Below are 20,633 nucleotides of genomic sequence, written 5' to 3' on the forward strand. Positions count from 1 at the left end.
CGTAAACCTACCGACCGCTCATCGCTTTAGGAATGCTGCATGTCCACCCCCACAGTTCGCGAACAATTCCTTGTCATCAGTGCCCTCGGCGCCAACCCCATGGAGCTGACTAACGTCCTGTGCCGCGCCAGCCATGAAAATCGCTGCGCCGTGGTTACTTCCCGCCTGACCCGCCATGGCGAGTGCAGCGCGCTGATTCTCGAAATCTCTGGCAGCTGGGACGCCCTCGCACGCCTGGAAGGCAGCCTGTCAGGTCTCGCCAAGAAGCACGCGTTCACCGTCAACGTGGTGCGCAGCGCACCATTGGAGAACCGTCCGCAGGCGCTGCCATACGTGGCTTACGTCAGCTCCGCGTATCGTCCGGACATCATCAATGAGCTGTGCCAGTTCTTCATGGATCACAATGTCGAACTGGAAAACCTGACGTGCGACACGTATCAGGCACCACAGACCGGTGGCACCATGCTCAACGCCACGTTCACCGTGACCCTGCCGGCCGGCACCCAGATCAGTTGGCTGCGTGATCAGTTCCTGGATTTCTCAGACGCCATGAACCTCGATGCCCTGATCGAACCCTGGCGCCCACAAAACCCAATGTAAGGAAGCTTTCATGGCCGTTGTCATCGACCAACCGGTTGCGGATTTCGAAGCCCCTGCCACCAGCGGGCAAACCGTCAGCCTGTCTGCCCTGAAGGGCAAGCAAGTGGTGATCTACTTCTATCCGAAGGACAGCACCCCGGGCTGCACCACCGAGGGTCAGGGCTTTCGTGATCAGTACGCGGCGTTCAAGGCCGCCAACACGGAAATCTTCGGTATCTCCCGCGACAGCCTGAAGTCTCACGAGAACTTCAAGGGCAAGCAGGAGTTTCCGTTCGAGCTGATCAGCGACAAGGACGAGGCTGTCTGCCAGTTGTTCGACGTGATCAAGCTCAAGAAGCTTTACGGCAAGGAATACCTGGGTGTTGATCGCAGCACGTTCCTGATTGATAAGAACGGCGTGCTGCGCCAGGAATGGCGTGGCGTGAAGGTACCGGGGCATGTCGATGCAGTTTTGGCTGCTGCTCAAGCGCTGAATAAAGCCTGAGGATCAAGAGATCGCAGCCTGCGGCAACTCCTGCATGTTCGATGTTCGATCGCATATTGTGCGGTGACACCGAAAACTGTGGAGCTGCCGCAGGCTGCGATCTTTTGTTTTAAAGCAACGGCGCCACCACGGGTTCCTTACGCGGCCAGGCATCGAGCACTGCCTTGAACAGCGTCGCCAGAGGAATCGCAAAGAACACACCCCAAAAACCCCACAACCCGCCGAACAGCAGCACCGCGCAAATAATTGCCACCGGGTGCAGGTTGACCGCTTCGGAAAACAGCAACGGCACCAGTACGTTGCCATCCAGTGTCTGGATGATTCCGTAGACCGCCATCAGATAAATGAATTGATCGCTCCAGCCCCACTGGAACAGCGCAATCAGCAGCACTGGCACGGTCACCACTACCGCGCCGACATACGGCACCACCACCGATAAACCGACCAGCAACGCCAGCAGCGCGGCATAGTTGAGCCCGAGTGCGACGAAAGCGATGTAAGTCACACCGCCGCAAATCACGATCTCGATGCCTTTGCCACGAATGTAATTGGCGATCTGCCGGTTCATTTCCTGCGCCACTCGCGTGATCAGCGCCCGCTCACGCGGTAGATAGCCGCGCACCCACTCGCCGATCATTGCCCGATCCTTGAGGAAAAAGAACACCAGGATCGGCACCAGCACCAGATAGATCATGATGTTCACCAGCAGCGGCAGACTCGACAGCGAAAACGTCAACGCCCACTGGCCGAACTTGCCGATCTCGCCACGCGCCGCCTCGATCGCCTGCAACACTTGCTCATCGGAGACCAGATGTGGATAGCGCTCCGGCAGCAACAACAGCAAAGATTGCCACTTGGCGAGCATGCCCGGCAGCTCATTGAACAGCGTAATCAACTGGTGCCAGAGCAGCGGCAACACCACGACAATGAACAGCATCAGCGCGCCCATGAACAGCGCAAACACCAATCCCACCGCGACAGCGCCTGGTACGCGCAGACGCTCCAGCGTCACCACCAGGCCCTGCATCAGGTATGCCAGCACCATCCCGGCCAGTACCGGCGCCAACATGCCGCCGAGGGTGAGCACCGCGGTAAACGCCAGCACCAGCAGCACGGCAAGTACCACGGCTTCTTCATCGGAGAAGTAGCGCTGAATCCAGTCGCGTAACACTTTGAACATCAATAATCCTTAGGTTTTGGCGCTGTCGGTTTCAGGCTTTTTTCAACCAGTAACGGTAGACGCCCGCTTCGTCTTCTTCGCGCAGCAGCGTATGACCGGCCAACCTGGCAAAGGTGCGAAAGTCGCGCTGGGAGCCCGCATCGGTAGCGATCACCTTGAGCACCGCGCCGCTTGCAAGCTTGTTGAGTTCCATTTTTGCCTTGAGCAACGGTAACGGACAATTCAGGCCGCTGGCGTCCAGCTCTGCGTCATGGGCTAAAGCGTCAGTCATTGCTTCACTCCGGTTCAGGTCAGTCGAGCAGCCTAGAATATCTGGTCGCAAGCCCGGTGTCCGGCTACAGTAAGGTCTTTGTCTTCTAAGGCTTTGTGCATGACTTTTCTGCGCCCTACCCTGCTGACGCTCGCTTGCCTGCTCGCCTCACCAGGCTTTGCCGACGATCTGCCGTCACTCGGCGACGCCAGTTCTGCCATCGTCTCGCCACAACAGGAATACCAGCTCGGTCGCGCCTGGCTGGCCATGTTGCGCAGCCAGGTTTCACAGCTCAATGATCCGCAACTCAAAGACTATGTCGAATCCAGCGTTTACAAGCTGGTGGAGACCAGCCAGGTCAGCGACCGACGCCTGGAGTTCATCCTGATCAACAGCCCTCAGCTCAACGCCTTCGCGGCGCCGGGCGGCGTGGTCGGGGTCAACGGTGGTTTGTTCCTCAACGCACAGACCGAGGGCGAATACGCTTCGGTGCTGGCTCACGAATTGGCTCACTTGTCGCAGCGCCACTTTGCCCGCGGCGTCGAAGCTTCCCAGCGCATGCAAGTGCCGATGATGGCGGCGCTGCTGGCCGGCATCGTGATTGCAGCGGCCGGCGGCGGTGACGCCGGGATCGCGACCATTGCCGGTACTCAGGCAGCGGCGCTTCAGGAGCAGCGGCGTTTCTCCCGCCAGAACGAGCAGGAGGCCGACCGTATCGGCATCCTCAATCTGGAAAAGGCTGGATATGACCCACGCTCGATGCCAACCATGTTCGAGCGCTTGATGCGTCAATACCGCTTCGACGCCAAACCACCGGAATTCCTGCTGACTCACCCGGTGACCGAATCACGGATCGCCGACACCCGCAACCGCGCCGAACAGGCCCGGCCCGGTGGCATCGAAGATACCAAACGTTATCAGCTGATCCGCGCCCGCGTGCAGTTGGTCTACGAAGAAACACCAGGACTGGGCGCCAAGCGTTTCCGTGCGCAACTGGACGAGAACCCTCAAAACGACGTGGCCCGCTATGGCCTGGCCATCGCGCAGATCAAGGGCGGTCAGTTGAACGAGGCTCGGGAGAACCTCAAACAGTTACTGGCCAAAGCGCCGAACGAGATCATCTACAACCTCGCCCAGGTCGATCTGGACATCACCAACAATCGCCTGCCCGATGCCCAGTCGCGGGTTGATCGAATGCTCACGCAATACCCCGGTAACTATCCACTGAATCAGGTTCGAGTCGATCTTCTGCTCAAGCAGAACCGCGCGGCGGATGCCGAAAAAGCGCTGGAAGGATTGCTCAAGACTCGCCCGGATGATCCGGATGTCTGGTATCAGGTTGCCGAAACCCGTGGTTTGTCTGGCAACATCATTGGCCTGCACCAGGCGCGTGCCGAATATTTTGCCTTGGTCGGCGATTACCGTCAGGCGATCCAGCAACTGGATTTCGCCAAGCGCAAGGCTGGCAGCAACTTCCCGCTGTCCTCGCGGATCGATGCCCGCCAGCGCGAGCTGATGGAGCAGGAGCGCATGGTCAAGGACATGATGGGCTGACGCTTCTTCGCGATTGAAATGCTTCAGGCATAAAAAAACCGCCTCTTTCGAGGCGGTTTTTATTTACCGCTCAATCCGGATTATTCAGCCAGCTTGAAGGTGATGAAGCTCGCACGGCCTTGACGCAGAACGCGCATCGACACCGAACGGTTCTTCGGCAGCGCTTTGGCGATCTCGGCGAACTCCTTGCTGGAGCCGATGGCCTGGTTGTTCAGGTGAGTGATGACATCACCCGGTTGCAGACCGATCAGGGCGGCAGGACCGTCCTGCACTTCCTTGATTACCACACCACCTTTGAGGTCGTAGGTTTTCTTCTGCTCAGCCGTCAACTCGGCCACGGCAACGCCGAGACGGTTGCTGCTGGTTTCAGCGCCGGACTTCGGCAGCGCATCCAGCTCTTTTTCTTCATCCGGGATAGCGCCAACCGTCAGCTCGACGTTTTTGCGCTTACCTTCACGGATCACTTCCAGATTGGCTTTCGCGCCAGATTTCAGTGCGCCAACCAGATGCGGCAAATCGGCAGACATGACGATCGGTTGACCGTTCATGCTCAGGATCACGTCGCCCACTTGCAGACCACCCTTGGCTGCCGGACCGTCATCCTGAATCTGTGCGACCAGTGCACCGGCCGGTTTATCCAGCCCGAACGATTCGGCCAGATCCTTGTTCACTTCCTGGATGACTACGCCCAGCCAGCCGCGGCTGACCTTGCCACCACTCTTCAATTGATTGGAAACGTCCATCGCCACATCAATAGGGATCGCGAACGACACGCCCATGAAGCCGCCGGAACGGGTGTAGATCTGCGAGTTGATCCCGACCACTTCACCGTTCAGGTTGAACAGCGGGCCGCCGGAGTTGCCCGGGTTGATCGGCACGTCGGTCTGGATGAACGGCACGTAGTTTTCGTTCGGCAGGCTGCGACCAACGGCGCTGACGATGCCTTGGGTAACGGTGTGGTCAAAGCCGAATGGCGAACCGATTGCCACTACCCACTGACCAGCTTTCAAATCCTGGGATTTGCCGAGTTTGAGTACTGGCAGATCCTTACCTTCAATTTTCAGCAGGGCCACGTCGGAACGCGGATCGGTGCCGACCAGTTTGGCTTTCATTTCGCTGCGATCAGCCAGACGGACGAGAATCTCGTCTGCATCGGCAATCACATGGTTATTCGTCAGGATGTAGCCATCCGGGGAAATGATAAAACCCGAACCCAACGACTGCGCTTCACGCTGACGATCGCCACGCGGTGAACGCTGCTGAGGTGGCATGCCGCGTTCGAAGAACTCGCGCAGCATTGGCGGCAAGCCTTCAAGGTCAGGCATCTGCTGGTTGACTTTGCGATCCGGCAGTTTCTGCGTGGTACTGATGTTCACCACCGCCGGCGAAGCCTGTTCGACCAGTTGGGTGAAATCAGGCAGATCGGCCGCTTGCGCAGCAGGGATCGCCTGACCGAGCAACAGCACGGTGGCGAAAATGGAGAGATAAGACTTCAAGCTAGGTATCGACATACAGCTCCCGTTACGACGAGCAGGGTTAAGCGATATGGAGCAAGGAACACCGGAAACCACCGTCCGGCATTTTTGTTCCGGGAACAACAAACAAGGCCAGAGCCGTGAGGCTCTGACCTATAAAAAACTTTTGGAGTATTTGCAAATGAAAATGCTCAGCAAACATTTCCAGCTCTCGACGACGAAGTGGAAATGAATGTAATCAGCTCACTGCTTGCTGGTTGCAGAGACATCTTGATTACGCATCGACAGCGCGATTCGTTCGGCGGTGCCAATCGGAATCTCGCCGACAACCGTCACCATTATTTCGCCTTCGGGTGTCGTCAGGCGTCGGGATACCGCGACAGTCGGGCCTAACTGGGTCCGGGTGTCGGTAACGGTAGCGCCGTTCAAAGGCTCGAGGAAAACCGAAAAACGCGCCAGACCATCGTCATACATCAGGCTGTTAACCTGAACCTTGGTTTTGGGGTCTTTGTGCGACGTGCTGCTGGTCAGTTCGAACCCGGGCGGTAGCCAGTCCGAATGCCACACCTGAGCAGTCTTGACGGCAGAAGCCTTGTCACTGTCGAGGGTAATAACCTTGCAGTCGGCATCTGCCAGCAAGTCCTTATCCGTCGGGACATTATCAGTATCGAGGCTGGTGAACTGGAAACGTTCGAGCAATTGCCCCTTGTCGTTCAACAGCAACGATTTCAGCGGCAAACCGGTTTGCTTGTCCAGGTGCAACTCAAAGCCATAACGGTGCTGGTCACGAGGCGTCAGCGATACGATCACTGCGTCTCGACCAGCCACACGCGACTTGCCAACAACGGCAAGTTCATACCAGTTTTTCAGCTTTTTGGGATCGAGAGGACGAGCGGCAGCGTTCGGAGAGTCTCCCAGCCCTGCAATCAGGGTGCCGCTGACGCATTGAGTATGTCCATCAATGCGCACGACTTCCTGTGCCGAACCGTCGAGCTGAAGCAAACGCTCGCGAACCTGACCATTCTGGACACGATGCCAGATGTTATGGGTAGAAAAACTACCGTTACGCTCGTAAACGAAAGTACCGTGAAAGCTTTGCTGCTGCTCGGCCTGGCCCAGACGGATCAACCAGTCCTGGGCCTCATCAGCGTGGGCTGGAACAACGAACCAGCCACTGAGCAGAAGCGAAAGTAGAGGTATGGCGCGCATGATCCTCCTTATTGGTTTTCCAGGCTTGCGGCACGTGCATAAGGCAACGCGCTTTCAGTACCCTTGAGCGCAGCTTGCTGAGCATGCTGGCGCAGGTAGCTTGGCAGACGCTGATCATGCCAACCCGGTTGACCTTGCAATACACCGTTGGCCATAGGGCCGGTGGCTTCGGAGCTCTCACTGTAGCCTGCCAGAACAGCCGGGCCTTTGACCTGCGGAGTGGCCAAGGTTGGCTGGTTGGACTGTTGGGCCAGTTCAACACCGGCAATTTCGTCCTGGTTGTACAGGCGAACACCAGCCAGAACGGCAACAGTTACCGAGGCTGCAACAGCCAGACGACCGAGGTTGCGCCATGGGCTGCGAGATACTTTGGCCGGAGCCGTTTCGTCTTCCAGCGCAGCAGACACTGCCGCAGCGATATCCAGACGTGGCAGCAGCAGATCCTTGTGCATGGCTGCCCGAGCGATCTGGTAACGAGCCCAGGTTTCACGGGTTTCAACGTCGTCCAGCGCATTGATCACTCGACGCAATTCCAGTTCGTCCGCTTCGTTATCCATCACTGCGGACAGCGATTCCTGCAGGGCTTCACGACTCATGGCGTTCCTCTCTTGGCTGTCGCCGCTGTCTCAGTTTTCCTGCAACAACGGCTGCAGGGCTTTATCGATGGCTTCCCGAGCGCGGAAAATCCGGGAGCGCACGGTACCCACCGGACACTGCATGACGCTCGCAATGTCCTCGTAACTCAGACCGTCGAATTCACGTAAAGTTAAAGCCGTACGCAAATCCTCTGGTAGTTGCTGAATGGTTCGATGGACGGTGCCTTCGATCTCATCCCGCAACAGTGCTCGTTCTGGTGATTCGAGATCCTTGAGGCCATGATCGCCGTCGTAGAACTCTGCATCCTCAGAACTTACATCGCTATCCGGCGGCCGACGGCCGCGTGAAACGAGGTAATTCTTTGCCGTGTTGATGGCAATACGGTACAGCCACGTATAAAACGCACTGTCACCGCGAAAGTTTCCAAGTGCTCGATACGCCTTGATAAAGGCTTCCTGAGCTACGTCCTGGGCTTCATGGGTGTCGTGCACAAAACGCACGATCAACCCGAGAATTTTGTGCTGATATTTCAGCACCAGCAGATCGAAAGCTCGCTTGTCGCCACGTTGAACGCGCTCGACCAGCTGCTGATCCTCTTCCTGGGTTAGCATGAACACTCCTCGATAGGCCCGGAGGAGACTTGCATAACTAAACGACCAGACTTGCAAACATAGACTCGGGCTTTTCGCAAAAGTTCTCCCCCTCCAAGCAAGTTTCCTGCGGGCTCTGATTTGGCACGCACGAAAAACGCAGCGCGGGATAAACCGGCTGCGCGAATAATCTTGTCATCGATTTCGCCGGTAGAAACCCAGATCGCAGATTCCTCACTGAAACCGACACTGTCCCTTTTTCTGGCACGGTCTATTGATCTTGGGCCTTTGGCAAAAGTTCCAATTATTTATAGCCGCACCTGCCCGACATTGGGCAACACTGGACGGAAAAAGGCTGTTTCAGCGCCGATACAGTCGCCTTCCCCCGAAACCGACGAAAAATTCTTCCGACGAAGTACCCGGCTTTTTCCGTCACAGTAGTTTCACAATGCCATCTGGGCACGGCTATTGTGCCGACCTGCCCCTCTATATACTAGTGGGCTGTGTGGCTGTCTTGACTCGCCGATCCAGGTGTCATGCGCCAACCCCGACCCGGGTCGCTTTGAGCGGAATGCTGAAATGAGCCAACAGTTCCAACACGATGTTCTGGTCATTGGCAGCGGTGCTGCCGGTCTGAGTCTTGCGCTGACCCTGCCAGGTCATTTGCGCATTGCCGTATTGAGCAAGGGCGATCTCGCCAACGGTTCGACGTTCTGGGCCCAGGGCGGAGTCGCTGCCGTGCTGGACGACACCGACACTGTCGAATCCCACGTCGATGACACCCTGAATGCGGGCGGCGGCCTGTGCCATGAGGACGCCGTACGCTTCACAGTCGAACACAGCCGCGAAGCCATCCAGTGGCTGATCGACCAAGGCGTGCCGTTCACTCGCGATGAACAGTCCGGCACTGAAGACGGCGGTTTCGAATTCCATCTGACCCGCGAGGGCGGCCACAGTCACCGGCGCATCATCCATGCAGCCGATGCGACCGGCGCTGCGATCTTCAAAACCTTGCTGGCCCAGGCCAAAGAGCGCTCGAACATCGAACTGCTGGAACAGCGGGTGGCGGTCGATCTGATTACCGAACGACGTTTGGGCATGGACGGCGATCGCTGCCTCGGTGCCTATGTGCTCAACCGTGCGACCGGCGAAGTCGACACCTACGGCGCGCGCTTCGTGATTCTGGCCTCTGGTGGTGCGGCCAAGGTTTACCTCTATACCAGCAATCCCGACGGCGCCTGCGGTGATGGCATTGCCATGGCCTGGCGCTCGGGCTGCCGGGTGGCGAACCTGGAATTCAACCAGTTTCACCCCACCTGTCTGTATCACCCGCAGGCCAAGAGCTTCCTGATCACTGAAGCCCTGCGTGGTGAAGGCGCGCATTTGAAGCTGCCGAACGGCGAACGCTTCATGTATCGCTTCGACAAACGCGCCGAACTGGCACCGCGCGACATCGTCGCCCGGGCCATTGACCATGAAATGAAGCGTCTGGGTGTCGACTGCGTCTATCTCGACATCAGCCACAAACCCGAAGCGTTCATCAAGACTCACTTCCCGACTGTTTATGAGCGCTGCCTGGGCTTTGGCATCGACATCACCAAACAACCGATTCCGGTCGTTCCCGCCGCGCACTACACCTGCGGCGGCGTAATGGTCGATCAGCATGGCCGCACCGATGTGCCGGGCTTGTACGCCATCGGCGAAACCAGCTTCACCGGCCTGCACGGTGCCAACCGCATGGCCAGCAACTCGTTGCTGGAGTGTTTCGTCTACGCCCGCTCGGCGGCGGCAGATATTCTGGCGCAACTGGATGACGTCACAGCGCCAAGCACCCTGCCCGTCTGGGACGCCAGTCAGGTGACCGATTCTGATGAAGACGTAATCATCGCGCACAACTGGGATGAACTGCGGCGATTCATGTGGGACTACGTTGGCATCGTGCGGACCAACAAGCGCCTGCAACGGGCTCAACATCGCGTGCGTCTGCTGCTGGACGAGATCGACGAGTTTTACAGCAACTATAAAGTCAGCCGCGATTTGATCGAGCTGCGCAATCTCGCGCAAGTGGCGGAGCTGATGATCAGCTCGGCCATGGAACGCAAGGAAAGTCGCGGCCTGCATTACACCCTCGACTACCCTGACCTGCTGCCCGAAGCGCTCGACACTATTCTGGTGCCGCCCACCTACGTCGGCTGAACTTGAGCCGCACTCGCAGGCGTCGATGCAAATCCGTCGCCTGCGAGTCACGTGGCACGCAGATCGATCTGACGCGCCACTCACCGCGCAAACGAAAACGCAGCACCACGATCAGCGGCAGTGCAAGGCTGTCCGGTCGCAACTGCACCGCTTGCCAGCCATCAGCCTGATTCCACAATTGCCAGCCGTCGCCGTCTCGACGCAAACCGCGCATTGCCTTGGGATGACTGAGCAGAATCTGCCGCGGCAACACCCAAAACCCGTGAAGCAGGCAAACGAAAGCCCCGAGCAAGCTCGCCCATAAGGGAATGGAAAGCACAAACAAGGCACCCAGAGCGAATGCCTGGGCCAACAGATACGCCGCCAGCAACTGCCGTGAGGCATGCCAGCGGCATTCGAACGTATTACTTGGGCTGAACACGATCCAGGATCATGCGAACCATGCGTTGCAGCTCCGGATCTTCGGACTCGTTGCGCTCCATGAACCAGCCGAACATGTCCTGATCCTCGCAAGTCAGCAGACGGACATACAGATCGCGATCGACTTGATTCAGGTTTGCGTAAACCTCCTGAACAAATGGCACCAGCAACACGTCAAGCTCAAGCATGCCGCGACGGCTGTGCCAAAAGAGGCGATTCAGTTCAACTTGTTCGACCATGGGGCCCTCCTCAAATTTGGCGGCAAGTATACAGCCCCAATGCCGCTCGCACAGTCGGCTTTGGTCGGGCACCACCGATCCTTTATCAACTACCCATTTCAACAACGCGCCCTTATGATGTGCCCCAGTCTATTTACCCTGCGAAGACCCATGGCCGATTCTGCTTTTTTCTGCACCCTGTCTCATGAAGGCGTTCTCGCGGTCCGCGGCGCGGATGCCGGAAAATTCCTGCAAGGCCAGTTGACCTGCAATATCAATTACCTGAGCGAAACAGCGTCCAGCCTGGGCGCTCGCTGCACGCAAAAAGGCCGGATGCAATCGAGTTTCCGCATTCTGCTCGAAGGCGATGGTGTGCTGCTGGCGATGGCCAGCGAATTGCTTGAGCCGCAACTGGCGGACCTGAAGAAGTATGCGGTGTTCTCCAAGTCGAAACTGACCGACGAAAGCGCCGCCTGGGTGCGTTTCGGGCTGAGGTCGGGCGATGCAGCGCTGAGCAGTCTCGGCCTGGATCTGCCCATTGAGACCGACAGCGTGGTACGCAACGACGGCATGATTGCAATTCGCGTCTCGCCGGATCGTGCCGAACTGTGGGTACCCGCCGATCAGGCGCAAACCATCAAACAAACGCTGTCGATAACCCTGCCTGAAGGTGAACTGAACCAATGGCTGCTCGGCCAGATCCGCGCCGGTATCGGTCAGGTCATGCCCACCACCCGCGAGCTGTTCATCCCGCAGATGCTCAACCTGCAGGCCGTCGGCGGCGTGAGTTTCAAGAAGGGTTGCTACACCGGCCAGGAAATCGTCGCGCGCATGCAGTACCTGGGCAAACTCAAGCGCCGTCTGTATCGCTTGAGCCTCGACGCCACACAATTGCCGGAACCCGGCACGCCATTGTTCGCGCCGAGTCACAACAGCTCAATCGGCGAAGTCGTACTGGCTGCTGGCGCCGGGCAAAACATTGAACTCCTGGCAGTGTTGCAGGCCGAAGCTGCAGAAGCGGGTGATCTGCATCTGGGCACCCTTGAAGGGCCTGCGCTGCATCTGCTCGATTTGCCCTACGAACTGGATCGCGACCGCGAAATCCAGCGCTGATCGCAGCATTTGTTGCAACACCCTAGAGAGCCTAAATGAACGAACTGGCGGATAAGATCCAACAGGATTTGGTTGAGGCCATCGATAAAGATGAGCTGGTTCTGCCAACATTGCCGGAAGTCGCCTTGCAAATTCGCAAGGCTGCTGAAGATCCGGAAATCAGCGTCAGCGAGCTGAGCGAAGTCATCGGCCGTGACACGGCGCTGTCGGCGCGCCTGATCAAAGTGGTCAACAGCCCGCTGCTGCGCGCGGCGCAGGAAGTCACCGACCTGCATACCGCCATCACTCGCCTGGGCATCAACTACAGCAGTAACCTGGCGATCGGCCTGGTGATGGAGCAGATTTTCCACGCCAGTTCCGAAGTGGTGGAACAGAAAATGCGCGAAGTCTGGCGCAAGAGCCTGGAAATCGCCGGGGTCAGTTATGCGTTGTGTCGTCGTTACACCCAACTCAAGCCGGATCAGGCGGCGCTGGGTGGACTGGTGCATCAGATCGGCGTGCTGCCGATTTTGACCTACGCCGAAGACCACTATGAACTGCTCTCGGATTCGGTCAGCCTCAACCATGTAATCGATCACCTTCATCCGTTGCTCGGCGACAAGCTCTTGCGCGTCTGGGATTTTCCGGAACGACTGGTGGAGCTGCCGGGGCTGTATCAGGATCTCAAACGCGACTCGGTACAGATCGATTACGTCGATCTGGTGCAGGTGGCGAGCCTCTATTGCCACAAGGGCACTGACCATCCGTTTGCGCGGATTGATCCGCTGAGTGTTCCGGCGTTCAGGAAGCTTGGGATTGATCCGGAGAACAAGGCGCTGTGCGCGGATCTGGAAGAATCGCGCTCGATGTTTTACTGATCGAGAACCGCGACGCGCCCTTCGCGAGCACCTCGCTCCCACATTGGAGTGCATTCCCCCCTGTGGGAGCGAGCCTGCTCGCGAAAAGGCCGGCAAGAACACCGCAGAATCACCCGGCAATAAAACTCACCCGCACCTTCAGCCCCGCCTGTTCACCATCATGCAGCGTGATCTGCGCCAGATGTGCCCGGCAGATCTCGCCGACAATCGCCAGCCCCAACCCCGATCCCGCCACCTGCTGATTACGCCGGTAGAAGCGCTCGAACACTCGATCGCGCTCTTGCAGCGGAATCCCCGGCCCGTCGTCTTCAACCTCAAGCACTGCCGGGGTCAGCACGCGCAAGATCACGTTGCCGCCCGGCGGCGTATGCGCCAAGGCGTTATCCACCAGATTGCTCAATAACTCATTCAGCAGCGTCGGCTCGCCGCGCAGCCACACCGGTTCATCGGCCTCCAGCGCCAGCGCCACCCCGCGCTTGTGCGCCAGTGGCGCCATGGCCATGCCCAACTCGCGGGCCAACTGGCTCAGATCGAGCAACTGCGCACCGCCCTCGGCAATCGCTCGGGCGCCATTTTCGACGCGCGCCAGCGACAGCAATTGATTGGCCAGATGAGTCAGGCGATCGGTGCCTTGGGCCGAAGATTCCAGCGTCGTCCGCCAGACCTGCGGGTCATTTGAACGCAGCCCCAATTCCAGCCGCGCCTTCAACGCCGCCAGCGGTGTGCGCAACTCATGCGCCGCATCGGCGATGAACTGCGCCTGGCGCTCGAACTGACCCCGCAGGCGCTCGGTGAAATGGTTGAGCCCGCGCACCAGCGGCCAGAGCTCATGTTGCACTTCCACCAGTGGCAATGGCCGCAAGTCATCGGGTTGGCGTTCCTCGACTGCCGTGCGCAAGCGCTCCAGCGGACGCAGTGCGGCGCTGACGGCAAACCAGACCAACAGCAAGGCACCGATCGCCAACATGCCCAATCGCAACAACGTATCGGCCGCCAGACTGCGCGCCATGCTGACGCGGGCTTCGTCGGTTTCGGCCACGCGGATTTCCGCCATGCCATTCATGTTCGGCTCGCTCACCGCTTTGAGCAGACTGACCACACGCACGTTCTGTCCTTTGTAAGTGGCATTGTAGAAACGCGCCAGCGCCGGATAGCTGTCAGTTCTTGGTGTACCGGGCGGTGGCCCGGGTAGGTTTTCGTAGCCGGAAATCAGCTTTTGATGGATGTCGTTGACCTGGTAGTAAATCCGTCCGGCGCTGTCGTAAGCGAAGGTATCGAGGGCCACATAAGGCACGTCGGCACTGAGGCTGCCATCACGTTGCGACAGGCCAGCGGCGATGGTTCGCGCCGACGCCAGCAACGTGCGGTCGTACGCCGTGTCAGCCGCCTCGCGTCCATTCCAGTAAGCACTCAAGCCGCTGGCGAGCATCAACACCACCAGCAACAACGCCAGGTTCCACAGCAACCGCCAGCGCAGGCTGCTGGGCTTATGCATCGCGGCTTTCCAGCAGATAGCCGAGGCCGCGGAAGGTCACGATCGCCACCGGTTGACCGTCGAGTTTCTTGCGCAAGCGGTGCACGTAGATTTCGATGGCATCGGGGCTGGCCTCTTCATCAAGACCAAACACCTGCGCGGCCAGTTGCTCTTTGCTCATGACTCGCCCCGGCCGGGCGATCAACGCTTCGAGTACGGCTTGTTCGCGGGACGTCAACGTGAGCAGTTCCTCACCGAGGGAGAAGCGTCGGGTGTCCAGATCATAGGCCAGCACCCCGCAGCGCTGCTGGCGTTCACCACCCAACACACTGCGTCGCAACAGCGCTTTGACCCGGGCTTCCAGTTCGGTCAGTTCGAACGGCTTGGCGAGGTAGTCGTCGGCGCCAAGATTGAGGCCATGCACCCGATCTTTCACATCGCTGCGCGCCGTCAGCATCAGCACCGGCAGATTTTTCCCGCGAGCCCGCAGCCGCGCCAACACTTCAAATCCGTCCATGCGCGGCAGGCCGACATCGAGGATCGCCACGGCGTATTCCTCACTGCCCAGTGCCAGATCGGCAGCCACGCCATCGTGCAACACATCCACGGTCAGACCGGTGCTCTTGAGCGCCTGGGCGACGCTTTCGGCCAGTTGCAGATGGTCTTCGACGAGCAGAACACGCATGGATTTTTACCTCGTTCAGGGATGGCCGACGCCACTCTTTGCCGCGGAGTTTACAGCCGCAACCGCCACTGTGAAGCCCGAAAACATTGAAAGTCAGCTGAAAGGTTAGCGAAAGGTTAGGCCGTTAGAGTCGGGTTACGGACAGTTTCGACTGCCGTCGCTGCTGCCACACAGCGCTACGAAAAACGCCACGAAGCGTTTTCGACCAATAAGAACAATAATCGGAGTACACCCGCATGCCGTCCATGCAGCCCCAGGTCCTTGTGCCTGTTCGCCGTTCCCGTATCAGCCACACCGCCCTCGCCAGTGCAGCCGCCCTCGCGGGTTTTTCGCCGTTGAGTTTTGCTGACTTCATTGAAGACAGCAGCGCCACCTTCGAAACCCGCAACATGTATTTCAACCGCGACTTTCGCGATGGCACCAGCGCCCAGCAATCCAAACGCGATGAATGGGCTCAGGGCTTCATGCTCAATCTGCAATCGGGCTATACCGACGGCACCGTGGGGTTCGGTGTCGATGCGTTGGGCATGCTTGGTGTGAAACTTGATTCGAGCCCGGACCGCACCGGCACCGGCCTGTTGCCGACCCACGACGACGGGCGCGCAGCGAACGAATACTCGAAAGTCGGCCTGACCGGCAAAGTGAAAATCTCTGCCACGGAACTGAAAATCGGCAGCCTGATTCCCGAACTGCCGATCCTCAAGCCCAACGACGGACGCATCCTGCCGCAGACGTTTGAAGGTGGCTTGCTGACCTCCAAAGAAATCAGGAATCTGACCTTCACCGGCGGCCGTCTGGAGAAAGCCAAGGACCGCGACAGCACCGATTTCGAGGACATCGCCCTCAACAACAAGAACAGCCGCTTCGCCGGCACCGCTGCCGGCAAGCACTTTGACTTTGGCGGCGTTGATTACAAGTTCACCGACAAGATCACCGGCAGTTACCACTTCGCGCAACTCGACGAAGTCTACAACCAGCACTTCTTCGGCCTCGTTGCCTCGCGCCCGATGGGCCCCGGCACATTTGCCACCGACCTGCGTTTTGCCGTCAGTGACGATCAAGGTGCGGCCCGTGGCGGCGAGATCGACAACCGCTCGCTCAACGGCTTGGTCAGCTACGCCCTGAGCGGCCACAAGTTCAGTGCCGGTTATCAGCACATGTCCGGCGACAGCGCCTTCCCCTATGTCGATGGCAGCGACCCGTACCTGGTCAACTTCGTGCAGATCAACGACTTCGCCGGCGCCGAAGAACGCTCGTGGCAAGCGCGCTACGACTTCGACTTCGGCAAACTTGGCATTCCCGGCCTGAGCTTCATGAGCCGTTACCTGAGCGGTGACAACATCAAGCTCAAAAGCGGTGAAGAAGGCAAAGAGTGGGAGCGCAACACCGAGATCAAATATGTAGTACAAAGCGGCGCCTTGAAGGACGTCGCTGTGCGCCTGCGCAATGCCACTTACCGCTCCAATTACTCCGCTCGCGATGCAGACGAAGTGCGTCTGCTGGTGAGCTATAGCGTTGCCCTTTGGTAATTGATTGAAACGCCGGGGTGCTGTGATCGGAAGATCAAAAGATCGTCCGATCGCGGCCCGAGCCTGCGGCAGCTCCTACATAAAGCCTTACAACAAGAACCGTGGAGAATCGAATGAAATTGTCACTGCGTAAAGTTGCACTCGCCGCCAGTTGCGTGTTGTTCGCTGGCCAACTCATGGCCGAACCGAAGCGTCCGGAATGTATCGCACCGGCGTCGCCCGGCGGTGGTTTCGACCTGACCTGCAAACTTGCGCAGAGCGCGCTGGTCAACGAAAAACTGCTGTCCAAACCAATGCGCGTCACCTACATGCCCGGTGGTGTTGGCGCGGTGGCGTACAACGCAGTGGTTGCGCAGCGACCAGCCGATGCCGGCACGCTGGTGGCGTGGTCGAGCGGTTCGCTGCTGAACCTGGCGCAAGGCAAGTTCGGGCGCTTCGATGAGAGCAACGTGCGCTGGCTCGCGGCAGTCGGCACCAGCTACGGTGCCATCGCGGTGAAAAGCGATTCGCCTTACAAGACTCTCGACGATCTCGTTCAGGCATTGAAGAAAGATCCCGGCTCCGTGGTCATCGGTTCCGGCGGTACCGTCGGCAGCCAGGACTGGATGCAAACCGCACTGATCGCCAAGGCTGCCGGGATCAACCCGCGCGAACTGCGTTACGTCGCCCTCGAAGGTGGCGGCGAGATCGCCACCGCCCTGCTCGGCGGCCACATCCAGGTTGGCAGCACCGACATCTCCGACTCCATGCCGCACATTCAGAGCGGTGACATGCGCCTGCTCGCAGTCTTCTCCGACAAGCGTCTCGACGAACCGGAAATGAAAGACATCCCGACCGCTCGCGAACAAGGCTACGACATCGTCTGGCCAGTGGTTCGCGGTTTCTACCTGGGGCCAAAAGTCAGCGATGAAGACTACGCCTGGTGGAAAGATTCGTTCGACAAACTGCTGGCCTCCGACGAGTTCGCCAAGCTGCGCGATCAGCGTGAACTGTTCCCGTTCGCCATGACCGGCCCGGAACTGGACACCTACGTGAAGAAGCAGGTTGCGGACTACAAAGTGCTGGCCAAAGAGTTCGGCCTGATTCAGTGATCGCCTCTGTCTAGCGGCCGCAGCCCCCGTTCGCGGGGCCGCGGCACAGGAGTTTCCCATGCTCTTACAACGCATTTTCGCTTCGGTGCTATTGCTGGCCTGTGTCGGCCTGGCACTGATGGCGTGGCCGTACCAAGCGGCTTTTTCCTACGAACCGGTGGGCCCGCGCGCCTTCCCTCTGCTGATGCTCGGCCTGATGGGCACAGCGCTGCTGTACATGGTGTTCCGCCCGACGCCGATCGAACACACTGAAGACGAGCCGCCACTGGATCGCCAGACCCTGACCAAGATCAGCATCTGCGTCGTGCTGTTGCTGGTGTTCGCCGGCCTCTTCGAACCGCTGGGCTTCATTCTCAGCAGCATGCTGATCGGCATTCCGATGGCGCGCCTGTACGGCGGTCGCTGGATGCCAAGCGTCGTGGTGACCACCCTGATGGCCATCGGTCTTTACCTGCTGTTCGACCGTGTGATGGACGTTCCGCTGCCCCTCGGCCTGCTCGACGTTCTGGAGAACTGATATGGATACTCTTGGCTATTTGGGTCAGGGCTTCGGCGTCGCGCTGAGCCCCTACAACCTGGTGACCGCGCTGTGCGGCACGCTGATCGGCACCGTTGTCGGCCTGTTGCCGGGCCTGGGCCCGATCAACGGCGTGGCGCTGCTGATCCCGATCGCATTCGCCCTCGGCCTGCCGCCGGAGTCGGCATTGATTCTGTTGGCGGCGGTGTATCTGGGCTGCGAATACGGCGGCCGGATCAGCTCGATCCTGCTGAACATTCCAGGCGAAGCTTCCACCGTGATGACCACCCTCGACGGCTACCCGATGGCCCGCAAAGGCATGGCCGGTGTGGCGCTGTCGTTGTCGGCGTGGAGTTCGTTCATCGGCGCCTTCATCGCCACCTGCGGCATGGTGATGTTCGCCCCGCTGCTGGCGAAATGGGCGATTGCCTTTGGCCCGGCGGAATACTTCGTGCTGATGGTGTTCGCGATTGTCTGTCTCGGCGGCATGGCCGGTGATCGACCACTGAAGACGTTTATTGCGGCGTTGATCGGTTTGTTCCTGTCGACGGTCGGCATCGACGCCAACAGCGGCGTGTACCGTTTCACCGGCGATAACATTCACTTGACCGACGGCATTCAATTCGTCGTGCTGGTGCTGGGCCTGTTCTCGATCAGCGAAATTCTGTTGCTGCTGGAGAAAACCCATCGCGGCCAGGAAGCAGTGAAAGCCACCGGTCGAATGATGTTCAACTTCAAGGAAGCGGCGTCGGTGTTCACCGTGAACATCCGTTGCGGCCTGCTCGGGTTCATCATGGGCGTGTTGCCGGGTGCCGGTGCGACGCTGGCCAGTGCCGTGGCCTACATGACCGAAAAACGCATCGCCGGTACCAGCGGCAAATTCGGTGAAGGCGATGCCCGTGGCCTGGCCGCCCCGGAAACCGCCATTGGTGCTTCGGCTTGCGGCGCACTGGTGCCAATGTTGACGCTCGGCGTTCCGGGTTCGGGTACCACGGCGGTGATGATCGGCGCGCTGTCGCTGTACAACATCACTCCGGGGCCGCTGCTGTTCCAGCAACAACCGGACATCGTCTGGGGCCTGATCGCTTCGTTGTTCATCGCCAACATCATGCTGGTGATCCTCAACATTCCGATGATCCGCATCTTCACCCGCATCCTCGCCGTGCCGAACTGGGCACTGGTGCCGGTCATCGCGATCATCACCGGCATCGGCGTCTACGCGGTACACGCGACCACCTTCGATCTGTTCCTGATGGTCGGCATCGGCATCTTCGGTTACATCCTGCGCAAGCTCGACTTCCCGTTGTCGCCGGTTCTGCTGGGGTTCATCCTCGGTGGTCTGATGGAGCAGAACCTGCGTCGCGCGCTGTCGATCTCCAACGGCGCACTGGAAATCCTCTGGTCGAGCCCGATCACCTTCGGGGTCTGGGTACTGACCGCGATCATGTTGCTCGTGCCGCTGCTGCGCATCTGGCGCAAACGTTCGGTCGCTCGGCGCGCTATCGCCGATGTTTGATCGGCTGTCGCTAAAGTCCTGGTGGGGAACCCCGCTGGTCGGTCTGCTTGGCGGTTACCTCGCCAGCCAGATCGGCTGGCCGTTGCCGTGGATGGTCGGCTCGTTGCTGGCGATCATCCTCGTGCGCTGCCTGACCCCGTGGCAACTGACGGAAATCCCAGGCGGGCGCAAATGCGGCCAGTGGATCGTCGGGATCGGTATTGGCCTGCACTTCACCCCGGTGGTGATGGAGCAGGTGCTGAGTCATTTCGGTTTGATCTTCTTCGGTGCGCTGGTCACCAGTTTGTCGGCGGTGGTTGGCGTGTGGTTGATGCGCCGCACCGGTGAGGACCGCGCCACGGCGTTTTTCTCCAGCATGCCCGGTGGCTCCGGGGAGATGGTCAACCTCGGCGCACGCAACGGCGCGATGCTCAGCCATGTCGCGGCGGGGCAAAGCTTGCGGGTATTGGTGGTGGTGCTGTGTGTGCCAGCGGCGTTCAAGTATTTGCTTGGCGACGGGACGCCAATTTCTCATGCCGGCAGCGTCGATTGGCGCTGGCTGGCGATTCTGTTTCCGGCGGGCGCCCTGCTCGCCTGGATCTGGCAGCGTCTGCGTCAACCCAACCCGTGGTTGTTCGGGCCGTTGCTGGTGAGTGCGACGGTGAGCATCGGCTGGGATCTGCACATCGGCTTGCCCGATGGCGGCAGTCAGATTGGCCAATGGTTGATCGGCAGCGGATTGGGTTGTCACTTCAACCGGCAGTTTTTCAGGCGTGCGCCGTCATTCATGGGCCGCACATTGATCGGCACGGCACTGACCATGTTGATCGCAACCCTGGCGGCGTTGGGACTGAGCGCTTTAACGCATCTGGACCTGCGTTCGCTGACGTTGGGCATGATGCCCGGTGGTATCGCCGAGATGAGCCTGACGGCGGAAACCCTGCAACTGTCGGTGCCGCTGGTGACGGCGATGCAGGTGATGCGGCTGTTGTTTGTGCTGTTTCTGGCGGAGCCGTTGTTCAAGTACTGGAATCGTAATCCCGAGTAAGACCGCGTCGAACTTTTCGCGAGCAGGCTCGCTCCCACAGGTTCTTTTGGG

21 protein-coding genes are annotated in these 20,633 nt (G+C 59.2%); 11 read left to right on the top strand and 10 right to left on the bottom strand.

Features of this window, described 5'->3' with window-relative positions:
- Window positions 1–39: 39 nt before the first annotated feature.
- The gene (locus JJD74_RS20475) at window positions 40–600 is read left to right on the top strand and encodes a glycine cleavage system protein R (protein ID WP_047300076.1); all 561 of its coding nucleotides are present in this window, start codon (window positions 40–42) and stop codon (window positions 598–600) included.
- A 10-nt stretch (window positions 601–610) separates the two neighbouring features.
- A complete protein-coding gene (locus JJD74_RS20480; RefSeq protein ID WP_200616667.1) occupies window positions 611–1,084 on the top strand; it encodes a peroxiredoxin in 474 nt (157 codons plus the stop codon).
- A 109-nt stretch (window positions 1,085–1,193) separates the two neighbouring features.
- Here JJD74_RS20480 and JJD74_RS20485 read toward each other — a convergent pair whose 3' ends face one another.
- Both JJD74_RS20485 and JJD74_RS20490 read right to left on the bottom strand, forming a co-directional pair.
- The gene (locus tag JJD74_RS20485; protein WP_042558072.1) at window positions 1,194–2,264 is read right to left on the bottom strand and encodes an AI-2E family transporter; all 1,071 of its coding nucleotides are present in this window, start codon (window positions 2,262–2,264) and stop codon (window positions 1,194–1,196) included.
- Window positions 2,265–2,295: 31 nt separating this feature from the next.
- Window positions 2,296–2,535 carry a sulfurtransferase TusA family protein gene (locus JJD74_RS20490; protein WP_042558071.1) on the bottom strand — a complete coding sequence of 80 codons (240 nt, stop codon included), beginning with the start codon at window positions 2,533–2,535 and terminating at the stop codon, window positions 2,296–2,298.
- Between the two features lie 99 nt (window positions 2,536–2,634).
- Here JJD74_RS20490 and JJD74_RS20495 point away from each other — a divergent pair, with 99 nt between their 5' ends.
- A complete protein-coding gene (locus JJD74_RS20495; RefSeq protein WP_200616668.1) occupies window positions 2,635–4,068 on the top strand; it encodes a M48 family metalloprotease in 1,434 nt (477 codons plus the stop codon).
- An 80-nt stretch (window positions 4,069–4,148) separates the two neighbouring features.
- Here JJD74_RS20495 and JJD74_RS20500 read toward each other — a convergent pair whose 3' ends face one another.
- The 4 genes from JJD74_RS20500 to rpoE form a co-directional block, all read right to left on the bottom strand.
- Window positions 4,149–5,579: a DegQ family serine endoprotease gene (locus JJD74_RS20500; RefSeq protein WP_042558069.1), complete on the bottom strand. Its 1,431-nt coding sequence runs from the start codon at window positions 5,577–5,579 to the stop codon at window positions 4,149–4,151.
- Between the two features lie 207 nt (window positions 5,580–5,786).
- Window positions 5,787–6,752: a MucB/RseB C-terminal domain-containing protein gene (locus tag JJD74_RS20505; protein ID WP_047300072.1), complete on the bottom strand. Its 966-nt coding sequence runs from the start codon at window positions 6,750–6,752 to the stop codon at window positions 5,787–5,789.
- Between the two features lie 8 nt (window positions 6,753–6,760).
- Entirely contained in the window at window positions 6,761–7,348 is a 588-nt protein-coding gene (locus JJD74_RS20510) for a sigma-E factor negative regulatory protein (protein WP_042558067.1), read from the bottom strand.
- Between the two features lie 30 nt (window positions 7,349–7,378).
- The gene (gene rpoE / locus JJD74_RS20515; protein ID WP_003172477.1) at window positions 7,379–7,960 is read right to left on the bottom strand and encodes an RNA polymerase sigma factor RpoE; all 582 of its coding nucleotides are present in this window, start codon (window positions 7,958–7,960) and stop codon (window positions 7,379–7,381) included.
- A 558-nt stretch (window positions 7,961–8,518) separates the two neighbouring features.
- Between rpoE and nadB the strand changes: the two genes are divergently transcribed.
- Window positions 8,519–10,135 carry an L-aspartate oxidase gene (gene nadB / locus JJD74_RS20520; protein WP_042558066.1) on the top strand — a complete coding sequence of 539 codons (1,617 nt, stop codon included), beginning with the start codon at window positions 8,519–8,521 and terminating at the stop codon, window positions 10,133–10,135.
- Here the strand turns inward: nadB and JJD74_RS20525 are convergent.
- Window positions 10,104–10,556, bottom strand: coding sequence for a protein YgfX (locus JJD74_RS20525; RefSeq protein ID WP_115147704.1), 453 nt, complete (start codon window positions 10,554–10,556; stop codon window positions 10,104–10,106). The genes nadB and JJD74_RS20525 overlap by 32 nt on opposite strands.
- The gene (locus JJD74_RS20530) at window positions 10,540–10,794 is read right to left on the bottom strand and encodes an FAD assembly factor SdhE (RefSeq protein WP_042558064.1); all 255 of its coding nucleotides are present in this window, start codon (window positions 10,792–10,794) and stop codon (window positions 10,540–10,542) included. Before JJD74_RS20530 ends, JJD74_RS20525 begins: the two co-directional genes overlap by 17 nt.
- A 150-nt stretch (window positions 10,795–10,944) precedes the next feature.
- Between JJD74_RS20530 and ygfZ the strand changes: the two genes are divergently transcribed.
- Together ygfZ and JJD74_RS20540 are read left to right on the top strand one after the other, a co-directional pair.
- Window positions 10,945–11,886 (top strand): CAF17-like 4Fe-4S cluster assembly/insertion protein YgfZ, encoded by a 942-nt coding sequence (gene ygfZ, locus JJD74_RS20535; protein ID WP_200616669.1) that lies wholly within the window; start codon window positions 10,945–10,947, stop codon window positions 11,884–11,886.
- Window positions 11,887–11,921: 35 nt separating this feature from the next.
- Entirely contained in the window at window positions 11,922–12,743 is an 822-nt protein-coding gene (locus JJD74_RS20540; RefSeq protein WP_200616670.1) for an HDOD domain-containing protein, read from the top strand.
- A 109-nt stretch (window positions 12,744–12,852) separates the two neighbouring features.
- Here the strand turns inward: JJD74_RS20540 and JJD74_RS20545 are convergent, their stop codons facing one another.
- Window positions 12,853–14,238 (bottom strand): sensor histidine kinase, encoded by a 1,386-nt coding sequence (locus tag JJD74_RS20545; RefSeq protein WP_042558061.1) that lies wholly within the window; start codon window positions 14,236–14,238, stop codon window positions 12,853–12,855.
- Window positions 14,231–14,902, bottom strand: a complete 672-nt coding sequence (locus tag JJD74_RS20550; protein ID WP_042558060.1) for a response regulator — start codon at window positions 14,900–14,902, stop codon at window positions 14,231–14,233. Before JJD74_RS20550 ends, JJD74_RS20545 begins: the two co-directional genes overlap by 8 nt.
- A gap of 236 nt (window positions 14,903–15,138) precedes the next feature.
- Between JJD74_RS20550 and JJD74_RS20555 the strand changes: the two genes are divergently transcribed.
- From JJD74_RS20555 to JJD74_RS20575, 5 genes are all read left to right on the top strand, one after another.
- Window positions 15,139–16,431 (top strand): OprD family porin, encoded by a 1,293-nt coding sequence (locus JJD74_RS20555; RefSeq protein WP_042558059.1) that lies wholly within the window; start codon window positions 15,139–15,141, stop codon window positions 16,429–16,431.
- A 113-nt stretch (window positions 16,432–16,544) separates the two neighbouring features.
- A complete protein-coding gene (locus JJD74_RS20560; protein WP_200616671.1) occupies window positions 16,545–17,522 on the top strand; it encodes a Bug family tripartite tricarboxylate transporter substrate binding protein in 978 nt (325 codons plus the stop codon).
- Between the two features lie 58 nt (window positions 17,523–17,580).
- Window positions 17,581–18,039 carry a tripartite tricarboxylate transporter TctB family protein gene (locus JJD74_RS20565; RefSeq protein ID WP_047300067.1) on the top strand — a complete coding sequence of 153 codons (459 nt, stop codon included), beginning with the start codon at window positions 17,581–17,583 and terminating at the stop codon, window positions 18,037–18,039.
- A 1-nt stretch (window position 18,040) separates the two neighbouring features.
- A complete protein-coding gene (locus JJD74_RS20570; protein ID WP_042558056.1) occupies window positions 18,041–19,555 on the top strand; it encodes a tripartite tricarboxylate transporter permease in 1,515 nt (504 codons plus the stop codon).
- Entirely contained in the window at window positions 19,548–20,582 is a 1,035-nt protein-coding gene (locus tag JJD74_RS20575) for an AbrB family transcriptional regulator (protein WP_200616672.1), read from the top strand. Before JJD74_RS20570 ends, JJD74_RS20575 begins: the two co-directional genes overlap by 8 nt.
- Window positions 20,583–20,633 lie beyond the last annotated feature (51 nt).

The organism is Pseudomonas sp. MF6776 (assembly GCF_016613125.1).
GTDB lineage: Bacteria > Pseudomonadota > Gammaproteobacteria > Pseudomonadales > Pseudomonadaceae > Aquipseudomonas > Aquipseudomonas iridis.

Coding starts and splice junctions, on each gene's coding strand:
- JJD74_RS20510 (WP_042558067.1), bottom strand. CDS start 7,348: ATGAGTCGTGAAGCCCTGCAGGAATCGCTGTCCGCAGTGATGGATAAC.
- JJD74_RS20545 (WP_042558061.1), bottom strand. CDS start 14,238: ATGCATAAGCCCAGCAGCCTGCGCTGGCGGTTGCTGTGGAACCTGGCG.
- JJD74_RS20570 (WP_042558056.1), top strand. CDS start 18,041: ATGGATACTCTTGGCTATTTGGGTCAGGGCTTCGGCGTCGCGCTGAGC.
- JJD74_RS20480 (WP_200616667.1), top strand. CDS start 611: ATGGCCGTTGTCATCGACCAACCGGTTGCGGATTTCGAAGCCCCTGCC.
- JJD74_RS20560 (WP_200616671.1), top strand. CDS start 16,545: ATGAAATTGTCACTGCGTAAAGTTGCACTCGCCGCCAGTTGCGTGTTG.
- JJD74_RS20540 (WP_200616670.1), top strand. CDS start 11,922: ATGAACGAACTGGCGGATAAGATCCAACAGGATTTGGTTGAGGCCATC.
- JJD74_RS20500 (WP_042558069.1), bottom strand. CDS start 5,579: ATGTCGATACCTAGCTTGAAGTCTTATCTCTCCATTTTCGCCACCGTG.
- JJD74_RS20495 (WP_200616668.1), top strand. CDS start 2,635: ATGACTTTTCTGCGCCCTACCCTGCTGACGCTCGCTTGCCTGCTCGCC.
- JJD74_RS20490 (WP_042558071.1), bottom strand. CDS start 2,535: ATGACTGACGCTTTAGCCCATGACGCAGAGCTGGACGCCAGCGGCCTG.
- JJD74_RS20575 (WP_200616672.1), top strand. CDS start 19,548: ATGTTTGATCGGCTGTCGCTAAAGTCCTGGTGGGGAACCCCGCTGGTC.
- JJD74_RS20485 (WP_042558072.1), bottom strand. CDS start 2,264: ATGTTCAAAGTGTTACGCGACTGGATTCAGCGCTACTTCTCCGATGAA.
- ygfZ (WP_200616669.1), top strand. CDS start 10,945: ATGGCCGATTCTGCTTTTTTCTGCACCCTGTCTCATGAAGGCGTTCTC.
- JJD74_RS20550 (WP_042558060.1), bottom strand. CDS start 14,902: ATGCGTGTTCTGCTCGTCGAAGACCATCTGCAACTGGCCGAAAGCGTC.
- rpoE (WP_003172477.1), bottom strand. CDS start 7,960: ATGCTAACCCAGGAAGAGGATCAGCAGCTGGTCGAGCGCGTTCAACGT.
- JJD74_RS20530 (WP_042558064.1), bottom strand. CDS start 10,794: ATGGTCGAACAAGTTGAACTGAATCGCCTCTTTTGGCACAGCCGTCGC.
- JJD74_RS20555 (WP_042558059.1), top strand. CDS start 15,139: ATGCCGTCCATGCAGCCCCAGGTCCTTGTGCCTGTTCGCCGTTCCCGT.
- JJD74_RS20565 (WP_047300067.1), top strand. CDS start 17,581: ATGCTCTTACAACGCATTTTCGCTTCGGTGCTATTGCTGGCCTGTGTC.
- JJD74_RS20475 (WP_047300076.1), top strand. CDS start 40: ATGTCCACCCCCACAGTTCGCGAACAATTCCTTGTCATCAGTGCCCTC.
- nadB (WP_042558066.1), top strand. CDS start 8,519: ATGAGCCAACAGTTCCAACACGATGTTCTGGTCATTGGCAGCGGTGCT.
- JJD74_RS20505 (WP_047300072.1), bottom strand. CDS start 6,752: ATGCGCGCCATACCTCTACTTTCGCTTCTGCTCAGTGGCTGGTTCGTT.